Genomic DNA, 26,073 nt, shown 5'->3' on the forward strand with positions numbered 1-26,073 from the left:
AAATCAATAATTTAAAAGTTTTCAAATATTCATCCGTAAAGTTGTTTTACGTATTGTCAAATCCCACAAAAGAATAAAGTATTGGTCTTTTAATCCAACATGTTTCAGTCTATAAATAAACGTTAAAATGATGATTTTGAAGGTTTTGGTGTAACAAATGCACTCACACCACGTTCTAATAGTCAATCAGAACCAAACGAACACTATCATGTTACAACGCTTTTTTATTTTCTGCTCAGGAGCAGATACCCAGATTTTAGAAACTTGTTCCAACGGGGAACGTAACAAATATGCTGGCATAGGCGCTACTGTTTTCTTTACTGCTGTAATGGCATTTATTGCCAGTGGATATGCTCTTTATACTGTTTTTGATAATGTATTTGCTTCCATTTTCTTTGGATTGATTTGGGGTCTGTTGATTTTCAATTTAGACCGCTATATTGTTTCAACCATAAAAAAACGCGATAATTTCAAAAGTGAATTGCTACAGGCAGCCCCAAGGATTATTCTCGCTATCATTATCGCCATTGTAATTTCCAAACCTCTTGAAATGAAGATTTTTGAAAAGGAAATCAACCAAGTGCTTTTGGAAGAAAAAAATACAATGACATTGGCCAATCAAGAACAGATAGCTTTACAGTACAATCCTAAAATTGAAAGTTTAAACCAGGAAGTCTCAAGATTAAAAAATGAAGTTGCTCTTAAAGAAGCAGAAACCAATGCCCTTTATGATACTTATATCTCCGAAGCAGAAGGCACCGCCGGAACTAAGCTTTTAGGTAAAGGACCCGTCTATAAGGAAAAGCGAGAAAAACATGATGCCTATTTGGCTGAGTTAAGACAATTAAAAGAGGGCAATGCAAAGAAGATAAGCGTAATAGAAACTCAAATTGCAAATCTAGGTTCAGATTATACTACAGCAGTAACGAATTCGCAGCCCATAATAGATGGTTTTGATGGACTTATGGCTCGCATCAATGCATTGGGCAAATTACCTTGGTTACCTTCCTTTTTTATTTTCCTATTGTTTCTAGCTATTGAAACGGCCCCTATCATCGCCAAACTTCTGGCACCAAAAGGCGAATATGATTATAAGTTTGAAGAGCAAGAAAGTGTAGTTGCTACCTGGGTAACCCAAAAAGTAGCGCAACGCAAACTGTTGTTTTCCACTGATGGGGAGCTCAACCAAAAAATTTATGAGGATATCAAAAACGAGGAAGAGTTGTATCGTTACAAAAAAGAAAAAGCCGAAGAATTGCTCAAACTTCAGGCTGACTCATTTCATAAAGTGCAGATAAAGGGGTTGTAGTTAGTTTTGAGACTGAACTTTCTTAATTTGTTCATCCCCAATCTACGTCTCTCAATTTGCCATTGAATCTTAAGTTGAAATCCGTTAACTTCACTTATCGTAGGATAATATAAATCATTCGATAAAACGGATTCATATCCTTTTAGTTGGCGGTAATTTGAGCAATATGAGAACATTTAAACTTGGAATTGGAATATTCTTACTCTTTTTGATCACTTGCTTCAGTTGTTCCAAGAGGAATCAAGAACCGAAAATTTTTGATAAATTATCCTATTATCAACCAGAAGGATTTAAGGACTCTCTAGTTGTCGGAACATTTCAGGTCTTTGAAAATAGTGATGAGCAGAAAGGGAAGAAAATCAACCTTTTTGTGGCCGTAACACCGGCAATTGTCAGAGATAGCCAGATGGAGCCTATATTTATTATAGAAGGTGGACCCGGTGCACCTGCTAGCAATCAGAGCTATTTTTATACAGAAATTGACCAAAGTTACAGACGTTATCATGACATAGTATATGTTGATGCTCGAGGAACAGGTAAGTCGAACCCTCTGCATTGCGATGAAATCCAAACCAATTATTCTCCGCAAGAATATTTTGATCATCCTTTTCCACAGGCAAAACTTGAAGCCTGTATTCAGAAATATCAAGATTCAGTAGATTTTAATTTCTATCAGTCAAAGTATATGGTTGATGATCTAGAGGCTGTTCGTCAATGGTTGGGATATGACAAAATCAATTTAATGGGTACTTCTTTTGGTGGAAAGGTTTCGTTGATGTTTATGGATCGTTATCCAAATTCTATTCATCGTGTGGCCTTACACGCCCCTGATGCCCCTCATTTCGAATACGTTTCGAAACGTGGCAGCTATAGTCAGCGAGCTTTAAATGAACTCTTTAAGTTATGTGAGGCCGACAGTCTGTGCTTCTCAAACTATCCATATTTCAGGAATGAATTCCAAGTGGTTATGGACAGGATTAAGACCACTAAGGTTGTTCAAAGCATACAATGGAATGGGAAAGAACAGAGGGTAGCATTAACATGGCCCCCAATTGCATATAAAATTTCAAAAATGCTTTACAGCGATGACCAGTATATTCAAATACCCTATTTGGTTCATGAGGCCTTTACAGGAAATTATACGCCACTACTTGAAGTGATGGATATTACCAATACCGATACAAATTACTTTTTTGCTGATGGGTTATGGTTCTCCAACATTTGTGCGGAGGATTTACCAGTGGCTTTGCGAAATTACGATGAAAGTGAAAAAGAATCATTCTTAGGTGATTATGTGTTTGCAACAAGAAAATACGCTTGTGATCATTGGCCAGTGCAACATTCAAAATCATCAGACCTTATTGCGGTTGTTTCTGATATTCCCACTCTCCTGATTTCAGGTCACTTTGATCCTACCCTTCCTCCAGAGACAGGTACTGAAATTGTAAAACACCTTTCAAACAGTCAACACATTATCATTCCATATATGGCACATATGCTAGGAGATCTCTCTGATATCGAATGTTACGACCGCTATATTCTTGCCTATTTTGAAGGAAAAGAAGACCAATTAGACACTGAATGTTTTAATGAGATGAAGCCAGGGCCATTTAAACTGCCGCCAACAACGTATAAAATCCATTGAAACGGTTTTATACTAGACCGATAAGTGCCCTTCAATTTTGATTCAAAGCATAGGTTAACTTCTTTTCCTTCGACACTGCACCTTTCCTTCGACAGGTTCAGGATGACAGCTCAGTGCTGGCAAGCTCAGGACGGCAATAGAACGGTGAAATCAGATATTAATTTTGGAGTATGCTTTTAAAGCAACGGTAAGGCTGTCTTTCCAATGCGGAATCTCCAAACCAAAAGTATTTTTGATCTTGGACTTATCCAGAACACTAAACTTTGGGCGTTCAGCGGGCATAGGATACTCCGTGGAAAGAATTGGTTTTAAATCAACGTTGATTTTGTAGTTATCAAAAATAGCCTTGGCAAAATCGTACCAACTAGCAACACCTTCATTGCTATAATTGTAAACTCCGTATTCTATGCTGTGCGCTTTTACGATATGAAGAACTACATTGGCTAAATCCAGAGCATAGGTTGGAGTCCCAACTTGATCATAGACTACAGAAAGTTCATCTCTTTCACTTCCTAACTTTAGCATGGTCTTCATAAAGTTGTGCCCAAATTCTGAGTACAACCAGGATGTTCTAATAATAAAATGCTCTTCAACATTGTTAATAATTGCGCGTTCTCCTTTATACTTGGTATCACCATAGAACCCAATGGGCCTAGCAATATCTTCTTCTAAATATGGGGTGTTCAGGAATCCATCAAAAACAAAATCTGTAGAGATATGGATTAAAACAGTTTTACTTTCATTACAGTTCATGGCCAAATTACGAGCTCCCGTAACATTTACCCTGTACGCCAAATCATTCTCAGCTTCCGCCTTGTCTACATTTGTAAATGCTGCACAATTAATACAATAAGCATAGTCTGAAGAAACAAGCTCCTGTCGTACCTCATCAAAATCCGTGATATCCAATTCTGAAGAGGATTTAAATACAAAATCCAAATCTTTTGTATGTCCATCAGAAACTAGTGATTTAAAGGTACTTCCCAATTGTCCAGATGCGCCGGTAACCAATATTTTCATAGTATGCTTGTAAAATTAATGGGGGACTGCCTCTTTAAAGACAGGTAAAAATTTATCTTTTTCAGAAATGATCAAATCCTCACTTGCTAAAATCCAATCAATATTGAATGTAGGGTCGTTATATATTATCCCTCCTTCTGATGCTGCATTATAAAAATTATCGCATTTATAGGAAAACTTCGCTGTATCGCTTAAAGTTACAAAACCATGGGCACATCCCCTTGGGATAAACATTTGTTTTTTATTGTTTGACGAAAGTAATGTCGACACCACTTGTCCAAAGGTTTTGGACTCAGGTCTTATATCAACAGCTACATCTAAAACTTCTCCATCCAAGACGCGAACCAATTTAGCTTGAGCATGTTCTCCTTTTTGAAAATGCAACCCTCTAAGCACTCCTTTTGAAGAAAAGGATTCGTTGTCTTGTACAAAAAATGGTTTTGCACCAGTTAATACTTCAAATTTTTCTTGGTTGTAGCTTTCAAAAAAATACCCTCTTTTGTCCTCGAACACTTTGGGCTCAATAATAAAACAACCTTCTATTTCCGTTTTATAAACTTCCATACTTTATGTCAAAGCTTCTAATAATCGTTTGCTATAACCACTCTTTAAAAATGGTTCTGTCAATTTTTTAAATTGACTTTTGGTTATGAATCCCATTTTGTAAGCAGAAGATTCAATGGCACCTATTTTAAGGCCTTGTCTTTCTTCTATGACCTGAACAAATTGTGAAGCTTGCATCAATGATTGAAAAGTTCCTGTATCTAACCAAGCCGTACCTCTATCCATAATACTTACTTTAAGCTTACCTCTTTTTAAGTATTCTTGGTTAATGTCTGTTATCTCCAACTCTCCCCTCTTACTTGGTTGAATATTTTTTGCTATTTCTACCACATCATTATCATAAAAATAAATTCCTGGTACCGCGTAATTGGATTTTGGCTTTGTTGGTTTTTCCTCAATCGAGATTACCTTGCCATCTTCATCAAATTCAACCACTCCATATCTCTCTGGGTCGGTAACATGATAGGCATAGATGATTCCTCCATCTGGATTGTTGTTTGATTGTAATAATTCTTCTAATCCCGTTCCATAGAAGATGTTGTCTCCAAGTATCAAGGCTACCTTGTCATCTCCAATAAATTTTTCACCAATGATAAAAGCTTCTGCCAAACCATTGGGGTGTTCTTGTACCGCATATTCAAACTTGCATCCGTATTTTCTGCCGTCGCCCAACAAGCGCTGGAACATGGGCAAATCATGTGGGGTTGAGATAATCAATATTTCCCAGATTCCCGATTCAATCAACGTTGAAAGTGGGTAATAGATCATGGGTTTGTCGTAGACGGGCATCAGTTGCTTACTCACCGCTAAAGTAATGGGGTGCAAGCGTGTTCCCGATCCTCCTGCTAAAATTATTCCTTTCATGTGTCTAATTTTAAGCCAAACTTTTGGTTTTGTTATGGATGAACTTGTTCAAATACCAATCGATGGTTTTGTCAATACCGCTCTCAAAATTCTCATCAGCTTGCCAGCCTAAATCATTTTCAATTTTTGAAGCATCAATCGCATACCTAAAATCGTGCCCTGCCCTATCTTTCACATAGGTAATCAAATCTTTATAGGAACCTTCAGATTTTGGATGTTTTTTATCTAAAATTTCGCAAACAGTTTGTGCGATGTACAAGTTGTTTCTTTCATTCCTTCCACCAATGTTATAGGTCTCCCCCGATACTCCCTTATCATATGCCAGTGCAATTCCCCTACAATGGTCTAAAACGTAAAGCCAGTCACGAATATTGGAACCATCACCATAAATAGGGATTTGTTCTCCCGCCAATGCTTTTCGTATTATGGTAGGAATTAACTTTTCATCATGCTGTTTTGGTCCATAATTGTTGGAACAATTGGTGGTTACCACATTCATACCATAGGTATGATGATAGCTTCGCACAATAAAATCAGATGATGCTTTTGAAGCACTGTATGGACTGTTGGGTGCATAGGGCGTAGTCTCCATAAACAGACCTTCTTTTCCTAATGTGCCATAGACCTCATCTGTTGATACATGGTGGAATCTTGAGTTTTTATAAGCTTCTTTATATACTCCCGGGCCAACCATCCAATACTTTTTGGCTACATCTATCAAATTAAATGTACCCAAGATATTGGTCTGCATAAATGCATCTGGATTGGTAATGGAATTATCAACATGCGATTCCGCAGCAAAATGGATAACCCCTTGAATAGTATACTTCTCAAATATCTTGTCTATGAGTTTTCTATCACAAATGTCTCCTTTGATAAACGTATAGCGCTCATGCTTCTCAACTTCATTCAAGTTTTCTAAATCTCCTGCATAAGTGAGTGCATCAATATTAATCAGGTGAACATCCGTATTTGCTTCTAAAAAATAGGGGACAAAGTTGGATCCTATAAATCCTGCTCCTCCCGTAACTAAAATATTTGTCATGCAGATTATGCTTTCGTATTACTTATTTTGTAAATATAATCCTACTTTTTATGGTCGTTCAATTATTGTTGTGAATGGCTGGTTTTTGTTGGTGGAATACTTTAATATATGTTTTAAAGCAAAACAAACCAATTTATTAAACTCCATATTTTCATTCTGACAGTAAATACTGAATAAACATAAAATCTTTTTCCTACTTTCGTATTAGGCCTTTTTGTTTTAAATGGAAAACCAAGTTACGGAAAAACCTTATATCCTTGCGGTTGATGACGAACAGCTAAATTTAGAGCTGCTTCGATTTATTTTAGAACGAAATAACTACCAATTTGAAGGCACCAGCGATGATGACTATTTTTTTCAACTTCTTGAAAAAAGAAAACCAGACCTTATTCTTCTTGATGTTATTATGCCTCGTATTGAAGGGTTTGAACTCTGTGAGAAAATCAAGAGTTTTAGAAAATACAAAGACATACCAATTATTTTTCTTACCGGTAAGGTAAACGTGAAAGATAAGGTGAAAGGTTTTGAAGTAGGCGGGGTGGATTATGTTACCAAACCATTTAATGAGCAAGAATTGATTGCCAGAATACAGACTCATGTTGAGTTGATTCGAGCTAAAAACCAAATTGAAAAACAGGCCCAAAACCTGAAACAATCCAATGATCTTAAGGACCGAATGTTTTCCATTATCGGACATGATCTGCGTTCTCCTTTGAGTGCTGCTAAATTGAAAATGGATTTCATTATGAGGGGAATCATTGACCCCAAGGATGACAAGTTTTTGGACGAAACAGTTTATGATCTTCTAAAAACAATGGATGAAGCCTTGAATCTACTTCAAAATTTATTGGGTTGGGCAAAATCCGAAAGTGATCAAATTCAAGTGATTCCTGAAAAACTCAATATAAACGAATTGGTAGAACAGACATTTCGCTTATTAAAATTGGGGAGTGATCATAAAAAAATTGAAATGCAGAATAACGTTCCGATCGATGTTTTTGCCTATGCCGATAACAACATGATCAAGACCGTACTACGAAATATACTTTCCAATGCTATAAAATTCACCCCTGTTGAAGGTATCATTAAAATCAATTCTAAGCTTAGAAAAAATAAGCTTGTTATAGAAATCGAGGATAATGGTAATGGTATTCCCAAAGAGGATATCAAAAAAATCTTGAATCCTAACGAACACTTTAGCAAACTGGGAACCGAAAAAGAACCAGGTACTGGATTGGGTCTTGTGCTTTGTCAAAATTTTGTCCAAAAAAATGGAGGCACTTTAAAAATTCGAAGTGAGGTTGGAAAAGGAAGCACCTTTTATTTTGATTTACCTCTTTTTACAGAAGAGGACTAAGCAACCGCTTCTGTCTGTACATCCCTTTTAGCACGCTCCCAATTAACGGATTGATTTCCTTTGATGTATCTTCCAAAACCAAGGAAGACCGAAAGGTTCATGATAAAGAAATAGTACGGTATAAAAAGTACTTTTAAGCGAATTTGTCTGTTTTCTAGAAACCACCCCAACAAAGCTGCTGTATAAAACAATACTTGTCCCCAAAACAGTACACTGAAAAGGCCTAGGGAAAATAGTCCTTCATTTTGAGCCAAAACAAAATTGGCAGGAATTATTAAAAAAAGTAAAAGTGGGGTCAACGTCCAACGCAATACACGATGCGAAATGTATTGAAACGAGAGTGTTCCATATTTAAAGAAGTTTAGCAAAGCTCTTAATCTAACCACAGATTGAATTCCTCCTGCCGAAATTCTTACTTTTCGTTTTAATTCTTCTTTTACATTGGCAGATGCAGTTTCAATGGCATAAGCCTCAGGGTTATATTGTATTGTATAACCTGACATGGCAACCCGCAGTGAAATCATAAAATCATCCAACAGGGTGTCCTTCTCTACTTCTTGCCATAGTGCTGTTCTGATTGCAAAAAGTTCACCGGCAGCTCCAACAACCGAGTAGAGTTCTGCATCCCATTTTTTAAGCTGTGACTCGTATTTCCAATACATTCCTTCTCCAGCGCCAGCAGCACTATCTGCGTCTTTGGAATAAATTCGCTTTTCACCCGAAACACAACCTACTGTTGGGTTTCTGAACAAGCGTACAATTTCTCTAATAGAATCTTTGCCAAGATCGGTATTGGCATCAGAAAAGATAACAATTGGTGTTTTTACAAACGCCATACCGCGATTCATAGCTGCAATTTTCCCAGCCCTTTCATCTTTATGATGTACTTCTACTCCATCATACTTTTTTAATAAATCTGGGGTGCCGTCATCAGATCCATCTGTAACCCAAATTTGAGTCACTTTATCTTGTGGGTAGTTTAAACTTTTTGAGTTTTTTACTTTTTGCTCCAAATAATCTTTTTCATTAAAGGCGCTTACAAAAAGAGTTACTTCTGGCTCATAATCTTCATTGCCCTCAAAATTTTTAGACAAACCAAGGATTCTTCTAATCTTGATAATTAAAAATAATAGTATTCCATACCCTAAGTAAGAGTAAAAAATAATGAAAAGTGAAACCCAAAAAAATATCTTTAAAAACTCCATTGCTATTTTTTTTAATTCATGAATGAATCATACGGCTACAAGATTCTTTTTTGCTGTTCTTTCCCATTCTCCCGTATCATGGTTATATGTTTTAACCACTCTTGCGGGATTTCCAACAGCAACTGAATACGCTGGAATATCTTTGGTGACCACACTCCCGCCTGCAATGATGCAATGCTTTCCTATAGTCACACCAGCCACAATTACACTATTTGCTCCTATCCAAGTTTCTTCTTCAACAATAATGGTAGCCGTAGATACTCCTTGTGCATGTATAGGTAGTGATACGTCTTCATAATTATGGTTAAGACCAGAAAGCACAACATTTTGAGCTAATCTCACATCATTTCCAATCGTAACTGGACCAATAATGGTATTGCCAAGACCAATTCGTGTTCTGTTTCCAATTTTTACGGCTCCAACCCCATTGTTAATGGTTGAAAAATCTTCTATGGTAGAATTTGCTCCTAGTTCAAAACTGTTCCAGGGCAGAACATCCACCCGTGTTCTTCTTCGAATTGTCGCGCCTCTACCTTTTTTATGATAAAAAGGGTTGACAAACCATTTCACCCACAAACGAGGTCTTGCCTGATTTTTAGGAACTAGCAGCCAATGCACAAATTTTTTAATGCCCTCACTATTCTTTATTTTATCTTTTAAACCCATATTCTTGGTTTTATGCTGATTTTTTAATGGCATCATAAATAGCCCTAACATTGTTCTCCCAAGTATGACTTTTTGCAAATTCAATCCGTTTTCTTGCCAGTTCAGGAGTATTTTCCGCTAAAGCTTTTTCAGCTAGTTGAATATATTCTTCCTTATTGCTTCCCAGATAAACATGTTTTTTGAACATTTCCATGGCTTTGGTTCTTGTTGCCAATGTAGGTTTGCCCATTGCTAAATATTCATCAATCTTACGCGGGTAATTACCAATGGTCCAATCATTCACTAGTTGTGGGTTCATAGCTATATCAAAACCTTTAACATATGCTGGAAGCTCTGACCCATCCTTGCTTCCCAAGAAAAATACATTGTCCAATTCATGTAATTTTGATGATTGAAAATCTTCGTCTTCAGGCCCAACCAAAACTATACTCCAATCCTTCTTGGTATTGGCCATATGTTCCAAAAGTTCTATATCCAAACGCATGCTGGTTAAATATCCAACGTAACCAATGATAGGTTTGGGAATGGCATCAAATTCCTTTGGGATTTGAATGGTATCTTTTTCGTCATTGAACAAGGAAACGTCACAACCTTGGCCCACCATAAAACTATTTGGGTTGAACTTAGATCCGTATTCCGCATAAAGTGTGGAATTATTTACAACTGTATCCGCTTGTTGAATAATTTGTGGCTCGATCCGCTCCCCATGTTTTCTCCAGTATGGGACTCGAATCAAATAATCCCTCATGTAATAGGTATATGTTTTAGGTGATAGAAATTCCTTAAGATGTAATCCCAAAAACATGGAACTATCATTAAAAAGCAAAACATCCTTAAATTTTAATTGATGCATTGCCTCTTGAATATCACTAGAAAAAATCTTCGAATTCCTTCTATTTAGTTTCTTGAATATGGAGTGAAAGGGAATCCAATTGATAGACTCGGTCATGGATTTTGGGTATAAATTCCAAAGATTGTCCTTAATACGAACCAATCCTGTTTCTTCCCCATTTTTGATTCGAATTCTTTTTTGAACTCTTTCAGTGTTTTTTCCTCGCCTTAAAGTGGCCCTGTCCAATGGTGGATTTACATAAAGTACCCTGTTGTGCTTGGCAAATTCTGCAGCAATGTTTTTACAGTTACTGCCAATTTCAATATCCCAAGCTTGTATACCTACAACTATAATATCTTGACCTTTAATCATACTAGCTATTTTTTATTTCGCTGTGGACATCTTCATATAGTTCCAATACATTTCGTGCCATAGTTTCCCATGAAAAGTGTTTTGCTCTTTTAATTCCCTTTTCAGCCAAAACCTGGGCCAATATTTTATCTTCGACTAGGGTCTTCATGGCAGTAGTTATCTCCAATGTATTAAAGGGATCTACCATTAAAGCAGTATCCTCACCGGCCACTTCGGGCATTGATGAAGTAGTTGATGTGATTACTGGCACCCCACATGCCATCCCCTCAAGAATTGGTATTCCAAAACTTTCTCGTAACGACGGATATAAGAATATTGTACATTGGTTTATGATAGCCGGCAAATCTGTATTTGGAACATATCCCGTCAAATGGATCAGTGGTCTTATTTCTTCACTATCAATGGATGCTAAAAGTTTTTGAAGCTCTCTTTCGTCATAATCCAACATAACTAATTTGTATCGGTTGGGATACTCTTTATTAAAATCTGAAAATGCCTTCAACACACCTTTGGTATTTTTCTTTGGGTCTGTATTTCCAAGAAAGAAAAAGAAATTGTCCGGCAACGCATAGGCATCTTTTATGGTCCTTAAACTATTTTGATCGGTCAACTTTTTAAAATGTGAGCCAACACCATTGTATATGGCAGTTAATCTATTATCCTTAAATCCAAAGTGATTGTTTATTCGTTCTTTTTCATAGTTGGAAACGGTGATAACCTTTTTGCTTTTTTTAATCACTGGGGGCACAAAATACCTCCTGTACATATTACCCAATTTCTGATACCAGGTGCCTTCTTTTTTAAAAATACTTATGCTTTCTAAATAAATAATATCATGTAAAGTGGTAATCAAAGGAACTTTGGAAAACAACGGTCCTGTATTGCTTGTGCAGTGCAGAACATCACAACCTTCTTTATAGGCAGCTTTGGGCAATGCAATTTGTTCCCATCCCGGATAACCCCATTTAGATTCTAGTTGTACTATTTTAAAATTAGGTGCATTGGGAATACAGGTGTCATCAAAATCTGGTTTTACAAAGACTACATATTCATTCTTATGGTCAATTTTCTGAAGGCTTTTAATAAGCTCCAGAGCAACCATGTCCATACCATGCTTCTTTTTCCTGAAAAGGCGTTGTCCTTCTATTCCTATTTTCATTTGCTGTTATTGACTTTTAACTGTACCGTGCTGGGTATGAATAAATTTTTTATTGGCCCCTTTTAATTTGAAAAGAGATAAGAACATAAGTAAAAACGCCTTAGGCAAAGTGAGCACAGCGCGTAATGTTTTTGAGCTATAAAACTTTTTAGGAATAGCGAAAAAGAACGCCAATATGGTTAGCAATAAACTTGCATACCAAAAGATAGCCGGTACACCTGAAAGGTTTGCTAGAGAAAAAAAGTTTATAGCAAAATATACAAAGGAAATAACCACTACCAACCCAAGCAATAATACTCTTGGAGGAGATACCATCTGATATACTTTATCAAAAAAATCTATATTTCCTTTTGTAAATAATTCTTTTAATCCAGGAACAAAATATCTTCCAAAATATATAAATTGAGCTGAAAGCCAGCGCTTGCGCTGGTTAGAAAACACTTCTGATTTTTGAACTTTTTCATCCAATACCAAAGCGTTATTTAAATATTCAATCTTGGTTCTGTTCTTTAATAGTTTTAGCTCCAATTCTTTATCAAAACCACCAACAGCATTAACATTGGCCATGGTATTTTTAAAGAAATAGTAATCAAATGCCATCCCCGAACCAATCAATGCGGACGACAGTCCTAGAACGCGATGTCCTTTCCTAAAAATATGATTGTTTATTTCCTCACTAATGGCATCCAGTATTGCAAAGGACGTATTGGTGTTTTTTGCAATTCGATGTCCTTGCACCACCTTATATCCCTGATTAAATGCGTTGTTGACCTTTTCAATAAAATGGTCTTCCATAATATTGTCCGCATCTAGTATCAAAGCAACATCATAACCATCTCCAATAACTTTCATCGCTTGGTTAAGTGCTTTGGATTTTGTGCTTTTTTCGAAAGAAACTTCAATTACTTTTACTGCTAATTTCTGGAGCTCTGCTAACGTCTCTTCTTGAAAAGAGTCCGCTATAATAATTACTTCAAAAAAATCTTCAGAATAGCTTTGTTTTAATGCCTGTTTGGCAACCTCAACAATAACACTGTCCTCCTTATAACCAGGAATCAATACCGCAAACTTTCTTTGCTTATGGAATATTTCATTCCGTTTTTTTGCCTTAAAGAGGCCCGCAAAAGAAAAAATGAATACGTAGATGGATGCAAATCCAAAGTAACCTATCAAAAGGAATTCAAGGCCATGTATTAAAATTTTGATTACATCCATCTAAATATTCTTCTTAGCTATCGTTACCCCTCTATTAGTTCTTTAATGGATTTCTCCTTTATGAGATTGTCAAAATATTCAATGGTCTTTCCAAGACCCGTTCGTAAATCAACACTAGGTTTCCAATCTTTTAATTTTTCTTGAGCCAATGAGATATCTGGCTTTCGCTGTGTAGGATCATCTGCTGGTAATGGCAGGTGGATTATTCTAGACTTTGACCCAGTTAAATCGATGATATTTTCCGCAAGCTCCAACATGGTAAATTCTCCAGGGTTCCCAATGTTTATAGGACCTATAAATTCATCTTCTGTCGCCATCATCTTAACCATTCCATCCACTAGATCACTCACGTATTGAAAGCTTCTGGTTTGTAGACCATCGCCAAATATGGTGATGTCCTTACCTTGTAGTGCCTGCATAATAAAGTTGGAAACCACTCTACCATCATCCGGTTCCATTCGAGGTCCATAGGTGTTGAAGATTCTAATAATCTTCACCAAAACGTCGTTAGAATTGTGGTAATTGACAAAAAGCGATTCTGCACATCGTTTGCCCTCATCGTAACATGAACGAATTCCTATAGGGTTTACATGCCCCCAATAATCTTCTGGCTGCGGATGTATTTCTGGATCCCCATATACTTCACTAGTTGAGGCTTGAAGAATTTTTGCATTTATTCTTTTGGCCAATCCCAACATATTGATTGCTCCCAAAACAGATGTTTTGATTGTTTTTATGGGGTTGTGTTGATAATGCACTGGTGAAGCTGGACAAGCCAAATTATAGATTTCGTCCACCTCCAAAAAATAAGGTAAGGTTACATCATGACGGATTATTTCAAAATATGGGTTATCCATCAAATGAACTATTTTACTTTTTCTTCCGGTGAAGTAGTTGTCCATACTCACCACTTCATTTCCCTCGTTCAAGAGTCTTTCGCATAAATGAGAGCCTACAAATCCTGCACCTCCTGTTACCAATATTCGTTTCATAGTACTCTTATTAAATGTTAGCGGTTTCCACTTCAGTATTTTTAACAACATCTCTACCTATGCTGTAATAGGTAAATCCTTGCTCGCCCATTTCCTCTGGATCATAAATATTACGTCCATCAAAAATGGCTTTGTTGTTCATTAATTTCTCAAGAATTCTAAAATTGGGCATTCTAAATTCTGACCATTCTGTCACCACTATCAAAGCATCTGCATCAATAATGGCATCATATTCATCTTTTGCATATTCAATCTTATCTCCTAAAATTCGCTTAGTTTCTTCCATAGCAACAGGATCATAAGCTCTCACGGTGGCGCCAAGTGCTTTCAATTGCTCAATGATCACTAATGATGGCGCTTCACGCATGTCATCTGTTTTTGGCTTAAATGCCAATCCCCAAAGTCCAAATTGTTTGCCTTTTAAGTTTTTTCCAAAATGACTTTTGATTTTTTCAACTAAAACAGATTTCTGTCTATAGTTAACACTTTCTACTGCTTTCAATACTTCTAATGAGTGACCGTATTCGTCCGCTGTTCGTACCAGGGCCTGAACATCTTTTGGAAAGCAACTGCCTCCGTACCCTGTGCCAGGATAAATGAACTTGTTCCCAATTCTGGAATCGGAACCTATACCTTTTCTAACTAAATCCACATTGGCTCCAACCAGTTCGCACAGGTTGGCAATGTCATTCATAAAGCTGATCTTGGTTGCCAGCATTGAGTTTGCAGCATATTTTGTCATCTCTGAAGAGAAAATATCCATAAACAATAATGGATGTCCATTCATTAAGAAAGGCTTATAGAGTCTTTTCATCACCTTTTCAGCGCGCTTGCTTTCTATACCAACAACTATACGGTCTGGTTTTAAGAAATCCTCAACTGCACTTCCTTCTTTTAAAAACTCTGGGTTTGAAGCAACATCAAAAGGAATGCGAACATTTCTGTTTGCCAATTCTTCTTCAACTGCAGCTTTCACCTTATAAGAAGTTCCAACAGGAACTGTACTTTTAGTAATAATTACTTTATAATCTTCCATATGCTGGCCTATTTCTCTTGCAACGCCCAGCACATATTTTAAATCTGCACTACCGTCTTCATCTGGAGGTGTACCAACTGCTATGAAAATAGCATCACTATTTTTAATCCCTTTTTCCAAACTTGTGGTAAAGGAAATTCTTCCTTTATCTATATTGCGCTCTAAAATTAGATCTAGACCGGGTTCATAGATGGGAACTTCACCATTGCGTAGTTTTTCAATTTTTTTCTCATCAATGTCCACACAGACAACGTTGATTCCTGTTTCTGCGAAGCAAGTACCTGTTACCAAGCCTACATAACCTGTACCTATTACTGTTATATTCATAATTTAAAGTGTATTAAAAGGTTGATTTTCTATTCTATTTATTATCTCACATACCAATCTAAATCCTGTGTTCCTCCAGAATTGGCCCAATTGACAAATCTTGGGTATTCTATGCTTATTGGAATGGATTCTGCAGGTGGAACAAAATCATCAAAAATGTTCAACACCCATGGTAAGTTTGCACTAGTTTTATAGTATCTATTTTGAGCAGGATTACTGTCATCATTAGCAGTGCCTAAGAAATCTGCTTTACTTGTTGGAGCAAAATCCGGTAAATGAATTTCTTTTGCTCTATTCCCATCAGAAATTAAAAATGGATTGAACGGTACCAATCCAAGTTGTTCATAGGTAACTGGAGTATTTAAATCAATCACCAATTCAATAGTATCTCCTTGCATTTCTATGGTATTACCTGCCACAAATATTACAGATTCATTGGCTGCAGTGCCAGCTTCGGTACCATTGGCATTTAGGTTCATAAAGGCAGCATTTACTACTTGACCTTGCACACTTTCCACCAATGATGGGGAAATTGGCAACACCAATCCAAAACCATTTTTTAATGCTCCACCAATATTATCAATGGTAAATGTGCCTTCTATTCTTGCTACTTGATTTGAAGCATTGGTGATAAGGTTGTAACTGTATGAAACGACTAAATCATTAAAGTCATAATCTCCTTGACTTGGCCATAGATCTTCAAATGCCAATACTCCAGAAAGGTTGGCACTTGGTGAAAAATTGTTGAATGCCAAATTGGTATCAAAAGGAAAATCGTCAAGTTCATCATTTATGCCATCTCCGTCTTCATCGTTCGCTGGAATTAAAGCAACTACATTGGTCAATTCAATAGATTCTACAGGATTGGCCCTTGCATAGAAAACAGCATCATTAAAATCATCATCAGAATTTTGATCTCTTCTTAAATCTTCAAAAGCCAAAAAGTTGATTTCTCGCGCACTGTCGTATAATTGCACAACATGCGTGTTTAAACTGGATGATTCTGGATTAAAGCTTGGCTCCGAATAAAAAATATTGTTTCCATCTCCTACTCCAGATCCGTTCCAACCATTTGCCACAACAAACCAAGACACAACAGTGTTTGGAGGAAAACGCCCTAAGTAAACACGATCTCCTGGAACCAGTCCTCCTGAAGAACCTACCATGGAAACATTTGGAAAAATAATATTGTGAGCTACAATCTCATCAACTGAGGCAGGCTCATCTCCTACGGAATAGGAATAATACCCCAAAGCATTTCTGTACCCTGCTCCTTCCGAGACAAAAGTGACCCAAATATCTGCAAGATCAGTAAGCACCATACTGGTCTCACTGCTATTTGATAAAAATTGTGGATTTGCATTGGGCACTCTACTTCTTTCTGGGAGCGATGCATTGACGTCATCCAATAAGTTTTGTTCTATAACATCGGGAAGTTCCAATTCTGCCGGCACTCCTTGACTATCAAAACCACCTAAATAAGTGTATGGAACCTTACCTGTTAGATTGGAGATTCCTTTGTCCGTCTGCAATAAGGTTCTTCCTTTTCCAGAAGTAGAACGGATGTACAATGGTCTGTAATCGTAAGAAACAACTCCATTTTGAACTGCCAGCCTAATATCTTTGGTAAGCCCTAAATAATCAGATATTAAAAGAACACTATCTGCTTGTGCCTGTAAGAGAAATTTTTCTTCAAAATGGCCATTGGCATCAAAAGTGGCACGACCAAAAGAAACACTGTCCTGTGTTCCTGTTTTACTGTAAAGTGAAAACACCGCCTTGTTTAAGAAAACGGGAACATCTAAAGCAATACTCACCTCCTTGTTCGTGGCGTAATTAAAGTTAGTTGAAACGCTGAAATCCCCTAATGGATTATCATCGTTATCATCATCTATTACAACTGGATCTTCTGTTGGTGGACCCAAGTCACTTTCGCTTACACAACCTGCATAAACAAAAAGAACCAAGAGAAGAACTGCAGTTTTTAAAACTTTAAACATTATTGTAGGTTTAATATATTTTGTAAATATTATCCTACATTATAATAAAGAAAAGTATTTGTTGTAAAGCACTGGATTCGTGTTGTCAATTGGTGACAACTATGTATCTAGTTCACGCTAAAAGTCTTATATGATACTAACTAACGGTAGTTTTGTTTGTCAAATTCCATGAAATAGCCCTCCAAAACGCTCTCAAATGTTCAAACTCTCTTTTTATTATAAACATCAGTGTGTTTTTAGGTATTGAAACAAAGCACTGAAACAATAAACTGATAAACAGTTGAAATGGCTTAAAGTTTCTTCTTGCAAAGAGGATTCTGTTTCTTGAAATGTAATAGGTTTTCAAAGGACTGAACTTTCCTGTTGAAACCGATTCTTTATGAAGAATGTGAGATTTTGGTTGGTAGTAAATTTTATAGCCTGCTCTTTTTACCATTTCTGCCCAGTCATGTTCCTCGTAGTACAAGAAATAGATTTCTGTCATCATTCCCACTTTTTCAACCACAGTTTTGGGAACCATCATTGCAGCTCCATGAATGGATTGTGTTTCACCAGCTCTATCAAAATCCCCATCATCTTTTTGATGGTATCCTATACTGTTATTACGAATGGTCCAATGACTCATTGGTGTGTAGCCTGCATATTGTATTAAAGTAGGATCCCAGTGAAATTTAATTTTTGGACTCACCATTCCAATGGTTCTGTCTTCTTGAAGTGTTTCTACAAGTGGTTCAATAAAATCTTTAGGGACTATGGTATCGTTATTTATGAATAGTAAATAGTCTCCTTTAGCCTTTTTAACTCCAAGATTATTGCCTCCGGCAAAACCTAGGTTTTCCTTACTTTTAATAAGGTTTACTTCTGGATATTTCTCTTTAATACTATCTGGATTATCGTTAGGAGAAGCATTGTCCACCACAATTACTTCATAATTTGGATATGTTAGCCCTCTAATAGATTGTAACAAATCCAAAGTCACTTCAGATTCATTGTAGTTAATGGTTATTATAGATACAAGTGGTTTCATGTTCGTTTTGTGTATTACTTATGATGCTGCTTCTAATTCAAATTTGGCTTCTTTTTCCTCCATAATCTTCTTGTCCAATTTTGGGGCAATGAACATAAATACCATCCCTGCATACATCAATATACATGTTGGAAATTGCCCAAAAATTCCATTTCCGTAGGAAGCTGCCATTATCCCGAACATACCACACACCAAAGCAGCAATTTGTCCTTTTAGCCAGCCGTCCCGTATTTTGTACATTACATTATATGCCCCGGTAATCAATACAAAAAAGAGTATGAAAAGATGTAGGTAAAGACCAACAATACCCGTATCTGCCCAAACAGCGACAAACCAACTATCCGTTGCTGTATTGGCCAAAAAGGTGTTTGGAGAAAAGCGTTTTCCCCAGTTTCCTGTGGAACCTATTCCTCCACCAAATGGTCTGGAATCTAAATATCCTTTTAATTTTGCCTGATTTTCCAATCGTACTTGCAATGATGCATCATTGGGGTCAAAAGCGGTTCGCATTCTACGTATTTGGTCATTATCATTTCCTATAGTGGTGTATTTAAAGAAAACAAAAATGCTTATTCCTGCCAGTATTCCAAGTACAATACTTGGCATGTGTTTTCTAATAATTATGAACATCATTCCTCCTGCTGCCGGGACGGCAATTGCTCCACGGGTTCCAGAAATCATCATTCCCAAAAGCCCTGCTAGACAAACAACAGCACAAAAAATCTGAAATTTTCTATTCTTTGCAAATAAGGCCAATACGCCAAAAACAACACCGGCATGGCCTTGTGCGGCACCGAACTGGCCCGCATCTGAATAAAAAGAGAAGATTCTAAGTTTTCCAAAAAGTATATGGGTTACATCACCACCGCCATCTAACCATGCTTGTTCAAAAGGGTCAACCCCAAAGATTAATTGTTGCATTCCTTTCATTGTTGCCAAAAGAGACAAGACGCCCCAAATAACAAAGAACAACTGAAGGTCTTTTGGTTTATTGAATAGGATAAACACCAAAGGAATAAATAACCACATATAGAGCGATAGCCCCCTCATAGCATAGAACCATGCTGCAATGCTCACTGCTTCTGGATTTACTATTTGAAATATGGCATAGCCAAACCAAACAGATGCCAAAATAGTAAGTTGAGAACTCGCCCTGTTCCATGGCACTTTTACTCTGAAGGCCTTAAAGAATAATGCTAAATACATGAGCACCATTACTCCATCCATAAGTAATCCCCATGTCATTGGAATATATCTACCAATACCCAATACAAAAAAATTGAAGACAAGAACCGTTACTACACCTATTCTGGGATTTACAAAAAGAGCTCCCAAATACACAACCGCAAAGGGTATTATCATTACCCCGATACCTGCTACCAATCCTTTGGTCGCAGTGAGATGGGCCGTTGTCAATACAACCGACAAAAGCATTAAAATTGGTAGAGGCTTTTTTAGATAATCTGATCCTTGTGTGGTTTCAAAGGTGTTCATTAGCCCAAATGTGTTTTAAGGTTTTTTAGGAACAGAACACTTTCAGAAACTATTTGCCTACTTTGAATTTGAATCTCCCTTTTCAGATAATAGAAACCTAGAAATATTCCCATTACAGTAAATAGCACCGTTCCCATTGCAACAGCCACCAAACTTTTAAACACAAAAACTGCTAGTACATTCAGAATAATATTCGCAAATGTCATGACCAAAACCTTATAAAGATTCAATTTTGGTTTATTGATGCTATCCAACAAGACTCCTGTAAAACGGTCTATGGGCAATAGCATAATGTAAACTGTAAATACTCTGAAGATTAACGTTAGCAAAGGCAGTGAGTCGATGTATTCGTTTCCTCCCAAGAATAGGACCATATACTCGGCAAAGACAAAACTTACCAGTGCCACCGGAAAAAACAACAATGTGATAATACCAACATAGGAGTAAAAAATCTTTTTAACTCCCCCTAAATCGCCTTCTATTGATTTTTTAGACATTCTAGGATAGGCGGTCATTGCAAAGCTATGCAATGGTATTCCCAAAAGGTCTGTCAATTTTAGTGGTATGGCATACATGGCAATACCTGCTGAGCCTAAAAATGGGCTCATCCCAATGATAAAAGTATCTGAGCTCTTCAATAAACTGGAACTTATTAGGGTTCCCATAGAATATTTACCAAAATTTACCAGTTCTTTTTCAACGTTTCTTTTAGCATGTTTTAAATAGGTAAGTCCATCCCAATTTTTAGCAGAACACCAAATACCGGAAACAGCGTTAACTGCAATATTTACCCAAACTATTTCTAAAAGACCAAGTTTGAGCCACCATTGGTTTAAAATGAGAAAAAGGCAGAATAGTCCAACATTGGATAATCTTACCACCATCATTCGTCTAAAATTCTGATCTGCTTGAAACAAAGACATGGCATTGTTCCAGCTTAAATTGGAAAGGGCCAAAAATGGATAGTAAAACAAGAACAATCGATATCCGTTGTTAATTTCTAGATTGAAAATAAGCAGAGCCACATGGGCTCCCCAACAGAGAAATGTTAATATTCCTAGGAGCTTAAGATTTATTTTAAATGTGGAACCCAGAATATTTTTTTGCTTTTGATCATCTGCCCCTGACAATAACCGCACTGAAGATGTACGAGTAAGTCCAAACCGTAAAAGGTCCACAAAAGTGGCCAAGGTTATAAACAAGACCCATTCTCCAAATAGTTCTTTGCTCAATTGCCTTGTCAATAGCATAAAACTCACTAATCCTAAAAAGGCAACACTTACGTTTGCCATTAATGATGACAGGTTCTTTTCCTTGCTGATGTTTTTGAGTCTTCCCAACATTAGGCTACTGATTCTTTGGTGAAAAATCTAAACTGGACTATTTTTTTTATCCAACTTCTAATCAATGATCTTTCCTTAGGGAGATCGCCTACTACTGTTTCCATTTCCAACACCTTTACTCCATTCAGAATAATTGAAGGTTCAGGTCCTGTTGTGGCTTCCTTGAATAAATTCAATGCATTCTTGTCAGCTTCACCCCAAGCTCTATTGGCCCTGGTTACCAAAAAGGTATAATCCATAGTTGATGCCAGTTTTACGGGGAACGGGTTTTTTATAATGCTTGGGATTTCAAGGATTACAAAGTCAAAAATGTTGAAATCTGAAATTGTATTGTCGACATCAAACTCTTGAACATTTGAAATTTTATAAAGCTTGTCGCTTATTGTATAGATAATTTTATGATAGTAATCTCCGGTCAATCCAAGGTCTTGTTCATCATAGGTAACATGGAGTATTTTATAGTCCAACTCACATAATTTGGAAATCAAATGTCTACAAATGAAGGTTTTACCTTCATTTTCTTGGGTAGAAAACAACATGTTGATTACCGGTTCATTTTCTTTTTCCTTTTTGTATTGATTTAGGATTACGTTCCTTGAAATTGCATTTACTGCTTTGTTCTTCAAGTAATCGTAATCCAATTTTTTATTCTTTTCACTTATCACAGGGAAAATAGAGGACACATTTAACTCAATTTTATCCTCCGTTCTTTTTGCTGTGTTAAGGTTTCCATCCAAAAGCTCAAGAACAAGTATTGTAGCAGCTACCAAAACAAAGCCTACCATACCTGCAACAATAACCAAGAGCATACGCTTACTTGGTTTTGGGCTAATAGGAAAAAATGGGACTTCGGTTAATTTTATATTGGATTTTAGCTCTACATTTTGTTGACGAAGTTTGGCCAGCCCAAGACTGTGAAGCAAGCTTAAATACTCCCGCTCAGCAATGTCAATTTTACGCTCTAATCTTTTCATTGTTGCTCCAAGCGGAGAAAACTCTTGGTATAATTCTTTAAACTCCATACGCTTTTGCTCCATCACCTTCAGCTGTGCATTATAACCTTCATACTCTATTGTATTCTGCAGCCAGTCTGAAAGCACACTTGTAGATGCAATGCTCTTGGGATCATAATCTGTGGTGTACAGGGTATCAATATGGGAGGCTAGCTTGTTCTCCAATGCGCTTATTCGCTGCATTTTCTTAGAAACTTCTTTAGCATCTTTTTCAAGTTGGGTAGAATCTTTTTCCAATCCCAATGTTTTCATGGAGACCTCAAAATTCAAGGTTGATAGTTCCTTTCTAAGTCCCATGATGCTTTGACTGGAAATTCGTTTTCTCTCATGGGTTTTTAGCTTGGATTCCAATACTGTTAAAACAGCCTTGGCTGCGTGAAACTTTCTTTGGACTTCAAAATATTTAATTTCAAATTCTTCCTTCTCCGCAGCTAAATGTTTGGTCTGTTCATAATAGTTGATAATGTTATTGGTCCTATTAAAGTTTAAAAGTTCATCCTCTGCCCCTCTTAGGCTTAAAGTGGATTTTCCCAACTGGCCTTCAAAATATTTAACTACCGCATCAGATTGGTTCACTTTAATATCTGCATTCAACTGCACAAAAACTTCGCAGAGAATCAATAAAGTGTTTTGACATATTGCCGGGTCTTCAGACTCAAAATCAATATCCACAAAATCACTGTTGGAAATCCGTCTTATACCCACTTTCCCCGAAATCTTCTCTATACTATAATCTGGATGATCCAAATTGATCATTTTGTAAATGAAATTGGTATGGTTGGATTCTTTAAGTGCTATGAAGTTTTCATACGTTTTCTCTACATCACCTCTCACCACCAATTGTTTAACCTCTTCTGGAACAGCTTCCATTAGGTTTTGATATTTCTCTCTAGAAATAATTTTAATATCCGCACTATCCAAAGCCATATGTTGCGTAAACAACTTTAGACCAACAATTTCCATTGTGGTTCGTGCTTTTATTAAATTAAGAAGGTTATCATAGGCTGTATTGGTCGCCCTAAAATCGATTTTGGTATTTTCCAGTTCTATATTTGAGCCTGTAGCAATACCGGTATAAATTCGAGCCTTGGAATTATAAACCTTAGGTTCACCTTTAGTCATGAAAAACACCAAAGAAGCTAGAATTATGGGCATTGCTACCAATAATCCTATATGTCTTAGTAAAAGACGAACAAAAAATAACAGGTTAAACTTCATTTTTTAAATATTCAAATCTGCTCCTATAATGCTTTCCAAAGCCATTATTGAAGAAATAAATTCTGAACGCTGTAGTTCAAAGTTCATCGTTGCTTGGTTCATCATTTGCTGCAAACGGGTATATTCTGTAACGTTGATCACTCCGTTTGCAAAATCTTTTTCGGCCCTTATGGATTGGACTCTGAAGTTGTCCACAATAGACCCTGAGATAAAAAAGAGTCGATGGGCTTTGAGCAAATCATTGTATAACTCAACAACCTTTTGTTCCAACTCCATTTCGGCAACTTCGGTTTCAAATCGTGCTTTTTTAGCTTCGCCCTTAGCACTTTTTATTCTTGCACTCCTGTTCACTATTGCAGATAATGGCAATCGTAAAGAAACACCAACATTGTATCTACTTTGCTCAGTGGAAAATAGGGTCTGACTCCCTGGGTCTCCTGCAATTTGTTGGTTGCTCAGGTTATCAAAAATTCCGTAGCTATACCCTGCTTCTAAATTGATGTACTCCAACCAAGCTCTTTGCTCTGCAGAAACGACACCATCTCTATATTGCTGCTCGGAAACAGTGACTTTCACGAAAGGAGAATAAACCTTGGCCATATGGACAAGTGTATCTATTGGAGGTAGTTTCTTGCTGATGTCATTCTCCTTTAGTCCTTTGTCTATGAAATCATTGATAGATTGACCCGCTACTGTTTGTAGTATTAAAAAAACCAATAAAGAGCCCCAAAATTTCTTCATTATACATTCTCTTTTTGAAAAACCGCCTTGAACGTTCTAAGTACTATCCACATGTCAATCAAAAAAGCATATTTACTATTAGCGTATTCTACATATTTTACATCCAAGCTTTTGCGCTCTTCTGGAGACATTTTGGAACTTCTTCCACGAGCTTCTACTTGCCAGAGTCCTGTTATTCCCGCTGGTCCGTTAAACCTATCTGTCCATTCATCTGTAGTCAGCACTTCAGCTTCATACAATGGCAGAGGTCTATTGCCTACAACCGACATATCTCCTTTTAGAACATTGATCAATTGTGGCAATTCATCAATACTCAACTTTCTTATGATCTTACCCACTTTGGTTATTCTGGGGTCGTTATCAAACTTTACAAAAGCACTCTTAGCGCTTTCTTTCCGAATGTTGTTATGAAGATTTTCATCCACTTCATCATCATCTCCAAAAAGGACAGTCCCTTTCGGTTTATCAGATGTCTGCCCAGTACTTTCTTCATTGGATTTTTCTACATCTTCATGCACATATTGATTTAAATGCTGAAATTCCTTTAGACGCTTATCAGCATCTGGATACATGGAGCGTAGTTTGTAGAAGTCAAAAATTTTATACCCTGTCCCCACTCTTTTTGAAATGTAGTAGACTTTGCCTTTGGATTCTAACCTGATAGCGATAATAAACAATATCAGAAACGGAGAACCTAACAATAATGCAAGTCCAGCCACGGTGATATCAAAAGTTCGTTTCCAAAAACCGATCCTATATTTTTTATCCGATCCTTTTGGAGGGCCGATTTTCTCCTTTTTTAAATTGACTTTAAGTTCCTTTAAAAATTGAACTCTATCCAAGATATTTGTTATGGAAAGTGGTTGCACATAGAAATCATCTATACCGCTTTTCACAGCCTCTGACAAGTCATTTTTGTTTCTATCCTTAGCCACTAAAATGAATGGAATGGAACTATTGTCAGTGAACTTTTCTTTCAAAGTTTTATGAAACTCTATACCAGATTGTCCAGGAATTTGTTTTTCGCACAGAATGGCATCTACATTTTCATTTTCTTCCAACCATTTTATTGCCAACAATGAATTCTTCGAAATATGGAAATCTACTTTTTGGCCGCAGTCCAGAAATTGGTCCACCACTTTTTGATTTGTTCCCACATAGAGAAGACAAAGTTTCTTATCCGATATTACTTCCATAATTATTAAGCCCGTATAAGCAGTTTTTCTACTCTAATTAACAGTTCTTCTGGATTAAATGGTTTTACCAAATAATCATCTGCACCCAATTTTAAACATTGAATGCGATCCGCGCTACTGTCCCTGCAGCTCAGCACAATTATTGGAATGTTTGCAAAATATCCGCTTTCTTTAACCTTTTGGATAAGTTCAAAACCGTCCATGTTTGGCATTTCCAAATCTGTAATGATCAAATCTGGAATATTCCCTTCTTGCATCCACGACAATGCGGACAAACCATCTTCCATTGTAGTAACATTGTAAGATTGTCCTAAAAACTGCGATACCAATTCGCTTAGCGATTGTTTATCATCTACTACTAAAATTTTCATTGTATTTCCTTTTTAAGTTTTGTAGTACTTAACATTATTGAAAAGTAGGATAAATATTACTT

Annotated in this window: 22 protein-coding genes; 3 read left to right on the top strand and 19 right to left on the bottom strand. The window is 36.7% G+C overall.

Going from position 1 to position 26,073, the window contains the following annotated elements; all coding sequences use genetic code 11:
* The first annotated feature begins 208 nt into the window (after positions 1-208).
* Together SJY44_RS00115 and SJY44_RS00120 are read left to right on the top strand one after the other, a co-directional pair.
* Positions 209-1,309, top strand: coding sequence for a DUF4407 domain-containing protein (locus SJY44_RS00115; protein ID WP_396590760.1), 1,101 nt, complete (start codon positions 209-211; stop codon positions 1,307-1,309).
* A gap of 166 nt (positions 1,310-1,475) precedes the next feature.
* The gene (locus SJY44_RS00120; RefSeq protein WP_396590761.1) at positions 1,476-2,954 is read left to right on the top strand and encodes an alpha/beta fold hydrolase; all 1,479 of its coding nucleotides are present in this window, start codon (positions 1,476-1,478) and stop codon (positions 2,952-2,954) included.
* 150 nt (positions 2,955-3,104) lie between these two features.
* Here SJY44_RS00120 and rfbD read toward each other — a convergent pair whose 3' ends face one another.
* The 4 genes from rfbD to rfbB are packed head-to-tail and all read right to left on the bottom strand — an operon-like array spanning position 3,105 to position 6,447.
* Positions 3,105-3,974, bottom strand: coding sequence for a dTDP-4-dehydrorhamnose reductase (gene rfbD / locus SJY44_RS00125; protein WP_396590762.1), 870 nt, complete (start codon positions 3,972-3,974; stop codon positions 3,105-3,107).
* Between the two features lie 15 nt (positions 3,975-3,989).
* Positions 3,990-4,538, bottom strand: a complete 549-nt coding sequence (rfbC, locus tag SJY44_RS00130; RefSeq protein ID WP_298929728.1) for a dTDP-4-dehydrorhamnose 3,5-epimerase — start codon at positions 4,536-4,538, stop codon at positions 3,990-3,992.
* A 3-nt stretch (positions 4,539-4,541) separates the two neighbouring features.
* Complete coding sequence (gene rfbA, locus SJY44_RS00135) at positions 4,542-5,402, bottom strand: glucose-1-phosphate thymidylyltransferase RfbA (protein WP_298929731.1); 861 nt, start codon at positions 5,400-5,402, stop codon at positions 4,542-4,544.
* A 10-nt stretch (positions 5,403-5,412) separates the two neighbouring features.
* Positions 5,413-6,447: a dTDP-glucose 4,6-dehydratase gene (gene rfbB, locus SJY44_RS00140; protein ID WP_396590763.1), complete on the bottom strand. Its 1,035-nt coding sequence runs from the start codon at positions 6,445-6,447 to the stop codon at positions 5,413-5,415.
* 223 nt (positions 6,448-6,670) lie between these two features.
* Between rfbB and SJY44_RS00145 the strand changes: the two genes are divergently transcribed.
* Entirely contained in the window at positions 6,671-7,804 is a 1,134-nt protein-coding gene (locus SJY44_RS00145; protein WP_396590764.1) for a response regulator, read from the top strand.
* Here the strand turns inward: SJY44_RS00145 and SJY44_RS00150 are convergent.
* The 15 genes from SJY44_RS00150 to SJY44_RS00220 form a co-directional block, all read right to left on the bottom strand.
* Entirely contained in the window at positions 7,801-8,898 is a 1,098-nt protein-coding gene (locus SJY44_RS00150) for a glycosyltransferase family 2 protein (RefSeq protein WP_396590765.1), read from the bottom strand. The two genes, SJY44_RS00145 and SJY44_RS00150, sit on opposite strands and share 4 nt — an antisense overlap.
* 138 nt (positions 8,899-9,036) lie before the next feature.
* On the bottom strand, positions 9,037-9,675 hold the full coding sequence (locus SJY44_RS00155; protein ID WP_396590766.1) for an acyltransferase: 639 nt from the start codon (positions 9,673-9,675) through the stop codon (positions 9,037-9,039).
* A gap of 10 nt (positions 9,676-9,685) precedes the next feature.
* A complete protein-coding gene (locus SJY44_RS00160) occupies positions 9,686-10,879 on the bottom strand; it encodes a glycosyltransferase (RefSeq protein WP_396590767.1) in 1,194 nt (397 codons plus the stop codon).
* A gap of 1 nt (position 10,880) precedes the next feature.
* On the bottom strand, positions 10,881-12,038 hold the full coding sequence (locus tag SJY44_RS00165; RefSeq protein ID WP_396590768.1) for a glycosyltransferase family 4 protein: 1,158 nt from the start codon (positions 12,036-12,038) through the stop codon (positions 10,881-10,883).
* A 6-nt stretch (positions 12,039-12,044) separates the two neighbouring features.
* Positions 12,045-13,253, bottom strand: a complete 1,209-nt coding sequence (locus SJY44_RS00170) for a glycosyltransferase (protein ID WP_396590769.1) — start codon at positions 13,251-13,253, stop codon at positions 12,045-12,047.
* Between the two features lie 23 nt (positions 13,254-13,276).
* Entirely contained in the window at positions 13,277-14,245 is a 969-nt protein-coding gene (locus tag SJY44_RS00175) for a UDP-glucuronic acid decarboxylase family protein (RefSeq protein ID WP_396590770.1), read from the bottom strand.
* Between the two features lie 10 nt (positions 14,246-14,255).
* On the bottom strand, positions 14,256-15,608 hold the full coding sequence (locus tag SJY44_RS00180; protein ID WP_396590771.1) for a UDP-glucose dehydrogenase family protein: 1,353 nt from the start codon (positions 15,606-15,608) through the stop codon (positions 14,256-14,258).
* A gap of 41 nt (positions 15,609-15,649) precedes the next feature.
* Positions 15,650-17,608 (bottom strand): LruC domain-containing protein, encoded by a 1,959-nt coding sequence (locus SJY44_RS00185; RefSeq protein WP_396590772.1) that lies wholly within the window; start codon positions 17,606-17,608, stop codon positions 15,650-15,652.
* 136 nt (positions 17,609-17,744) lie between these two features.
* Positions 17,745-18,635 carry a glycosyltransferase family 2 protein gene (locus SJY44_RS00190; RefSeq protein ID WP_396590773.1) on the bottom strand — a complete coding sequence of 297 codons (891 nt, stop codon included), beginning with the start codon at positions 18,633-18,635 and terminating at the stop codon, positions 17,745-17,747.
* Positions 18,636-18,653: 18 nt separating this feature from the next.
* Positions 18,654-20,129, bottom strand: a complete 1,476-nt coding sequence (locus SJY44_RS00195) for an O-antigen ligase family protein (RefSeq protein ID WP_396590774.1) — start codon at positions 20,127-20,129, stop codon at positions 18,654-18,656.
* Positions 20,129-21,472 carry an oligosaccharide flippase family protein gene (locus SJY44_RS00200; RefSeq protein WP_396590775.1) on the bottom strand — a complete coding sequence of 448 codons (1,344 nt, stop codon included), beginning with the start codon at positions 21,470-21,472 and terminating at the stop codon, positions 20,129-20,131. The genes SJY44_RS00195 and SJY44_RS00200 overlap by 1 nt, the downstream gene beginning before the upstream one ends.
* Positions 21,472-23,703, bottom strand: coding sequence for a GumC family protein (locus SJY44_RS00205; protein ID WP_396590776.1), 2,232 nt, complete (start codon positions 23,701-23,703; stop codon positions 21,472-21,474). Before SJY44_RS00205 ends, SJY44_RS00200 begins: the two co-directional genes overlap by 1 nt.
* A gap of 3 nt (positions 23,704-23,706) precedes the next feature.
* Positions 23,707-24,444: a TolC family protein gene (locus SJY44_RS00210; RefSeq protein WP_396590777.1), complete on the bottom strand. Its 738-nt coding sequence runs from the start codon at positions 24,442-24,444 to the stop codon at positions 23,707-23,709.
* Positions 24,444-25,640, bottom strand: a complete 1,197-nt coding sequence (locus SJY44_RS00215; RefSeq protein WP_396590778.1) for a sugar transferase — start codon at positions 25,638-25,640, stop codon at positions 24,444-24,446. Before SJY44_RS00215 ends, SJY44_RS00210 begins: the two co-directional genes overlap by 1 nt.
* 5 nt (positions 25,641-25,645) lie before the next feature.
* Positions 25,646-26,011, bottom strand: a complete 366-nt coding sequence (locus SJY44_RS00220; RefSeq protein WP_298929773.1) for a response regulator transcription factor — start codon at positions 26,009-26,011, stop codon at positions 25,646-25,648.
* Positions 26,012-26,073: the final 62 nt, after the last annotated feature.

The organism is Allomuricauda sp. R78024 (genome assembly GCF_044596045.1).
GTDB lineage: Bacteria > Bacteroidota > Bacteroidia > Flavobacteriales > Flavobacteriaceae > Flagellimonas.

What these genes read in the sequence shown, in the direction of transcription:
- rfbC (WP_298929728.1), bottom strand. Translation starts at nt 4,538, where the DNA reads ATGGAAGTTTATAAAACGGAAATAGAAGGTTGTTTTATTATTGAGCCC.
- SJY44_RS00175 (WP_396590770.1), bottom strand. Translation starts at nt 14,245, where the DNA reads ATGAAACGAATATTGGTAACAGGAGGTGCAGGATTTGTAGGCTCTCAT.
- SJY44_RS00145 (WP_396590764.1), top strand. Translation starts at nt 6,671, where the DNA reads ATGGAAAACCAAGTTACGGAAAAACCTTATATCCTTGCGGTTGATGAC.
- SJY44_RS00185 (WP_396590772.1), bottom strand. Translation starts at nt 17,608, where the DNA reads ATGTTTAAAGTTTTAAAAACTGCAGTTCTTCTCTTGGTTCTTTTTGTT.
- rfbB (WP_396590763.1), bottom strand. Translation starts at nt 6,447, where the DNA reads ATGACAAATATTTTAGTTACGGGAGGAGCAGGATTTATAGGATCCAAC.
- SJY44_RS00205 (WP_396590776.1), bottom strand. Translation starts at nt 23,703, where the DNA reads ATGAAGTTTAACCTGTTATTTTTTGTTCGTCTTTTACTAAGACATATA.
- SJY44_RS00170 (WP_396590769.1), bottom strand. Translation starts at nt 13,253, where the DNA reads ATGGATGTAATCAAAATTTTAATACATGGCCTTGAATTCCTTTTGATA.
- SJY44_RS00210 (WP_396590777.1), bottom strand. Translation starts at nt 24,444, where the DNA reads ATGAAGAAATTTTGGGGCTCTTTATTGGTTTTTTTAATACTACAAACA.
- SJY44_RS00155 (WP_396590766.1), bottom strand. Translation starts at nt 9,675, where the DNA reads ATGGGTTTAAAAGATAAAATAAAGAATAGTGAGGGCATTAAAAAATTT.
- SJY44_RS00120 (WP_396590761.1), top strand. Translation starts at nt 1,476, where the DNA reads ATGAGAACATTTAAACTTGGAATTGGAATATTCTTACTCTTTTTGATC.
- rfbD (WP_396590762.1), bottom strand. Translation starts at nt 3,974, where the DNA reads ATGAAAATATTGGTTACCGGCGCATCTGGACAATTGGGAAGTACCTTT.
- rfbA (WP_298929731.1), bottom strand. Translation starts at nt 5,402, where the DNA reads ATGAAAGGAATAATTTTAGCAGGAGGATCGGGAACACGCTTGCACCCC.
- SJY44_RS00190 (WP_396590773.1), bottom strand. Translation starts at nt 18,635, where the DNA reads ATGAAACCACTTGTATCTATAATAACCATTAACTACAATGAATCTGAA.
- SJY44_RS00220 (WP_298929773.1), bottom strand. Translation starts at nt 26,011, where the DNA reads ATGAAAATTTTAGTAGTAGATGATAAACAATCGCTAAGCGAATTGGTA.
- SJY44_RS00160 (WP_396590767.1), bottom strand. Translation starts at nt 10,879, where the DNA reads ATGATTAAAGGTCAAGATATTATAGTTGTAGGTATACAAGCTTGGGAT.
- SJY44_RS00115 (WP_396590760.1), top strand. Translation starts at nt 209, where the DNA reads ATGTTACAACGCTTTTTTATTTTCTGCTCAGGAGCAGATACCCAGATT.
- SJY44_RS00180 (WP_396590771.1), bottom strand. Translation starts at nt 15,608, where the DNA reads ATGAATATAACAGTAATAGGTACAGGTTATGTAGGCTTGGTAACAGGT.
- SJY44_RS00200 (WP_396590775.1), bottom strand. Translation starts at nt 21,472, where the DNA reads ATGTTGGGAAGACTCAAAAACATCAGCAAGGAAAAGAACCTGTCATCA.
- SJY44_RS00195 (WP_396590774.1), bottom strand. Translation starts at nt 20,129, where the DNA reads ATGAACACCTTTGAAACCACACAAGGATCAGATTATCTAAAAAAGCCT.
- SJY44_RS00215 (WP_396590778.1), bottom strand. Translation starts at nt 25,640, where the DNA reads ATGGAAGTAATATCGGATAAGAAACTTTGTCTTCTCTATGTGGGAACA.
- SJY44_RS00165 (WP_396590768.1), bottom strand. Translation starts at nt 12,038, where the DNA reads ATGAAAATAGGAATAGAAGGACAACGCCTTTTCAGGAAAAAGAAGCAT.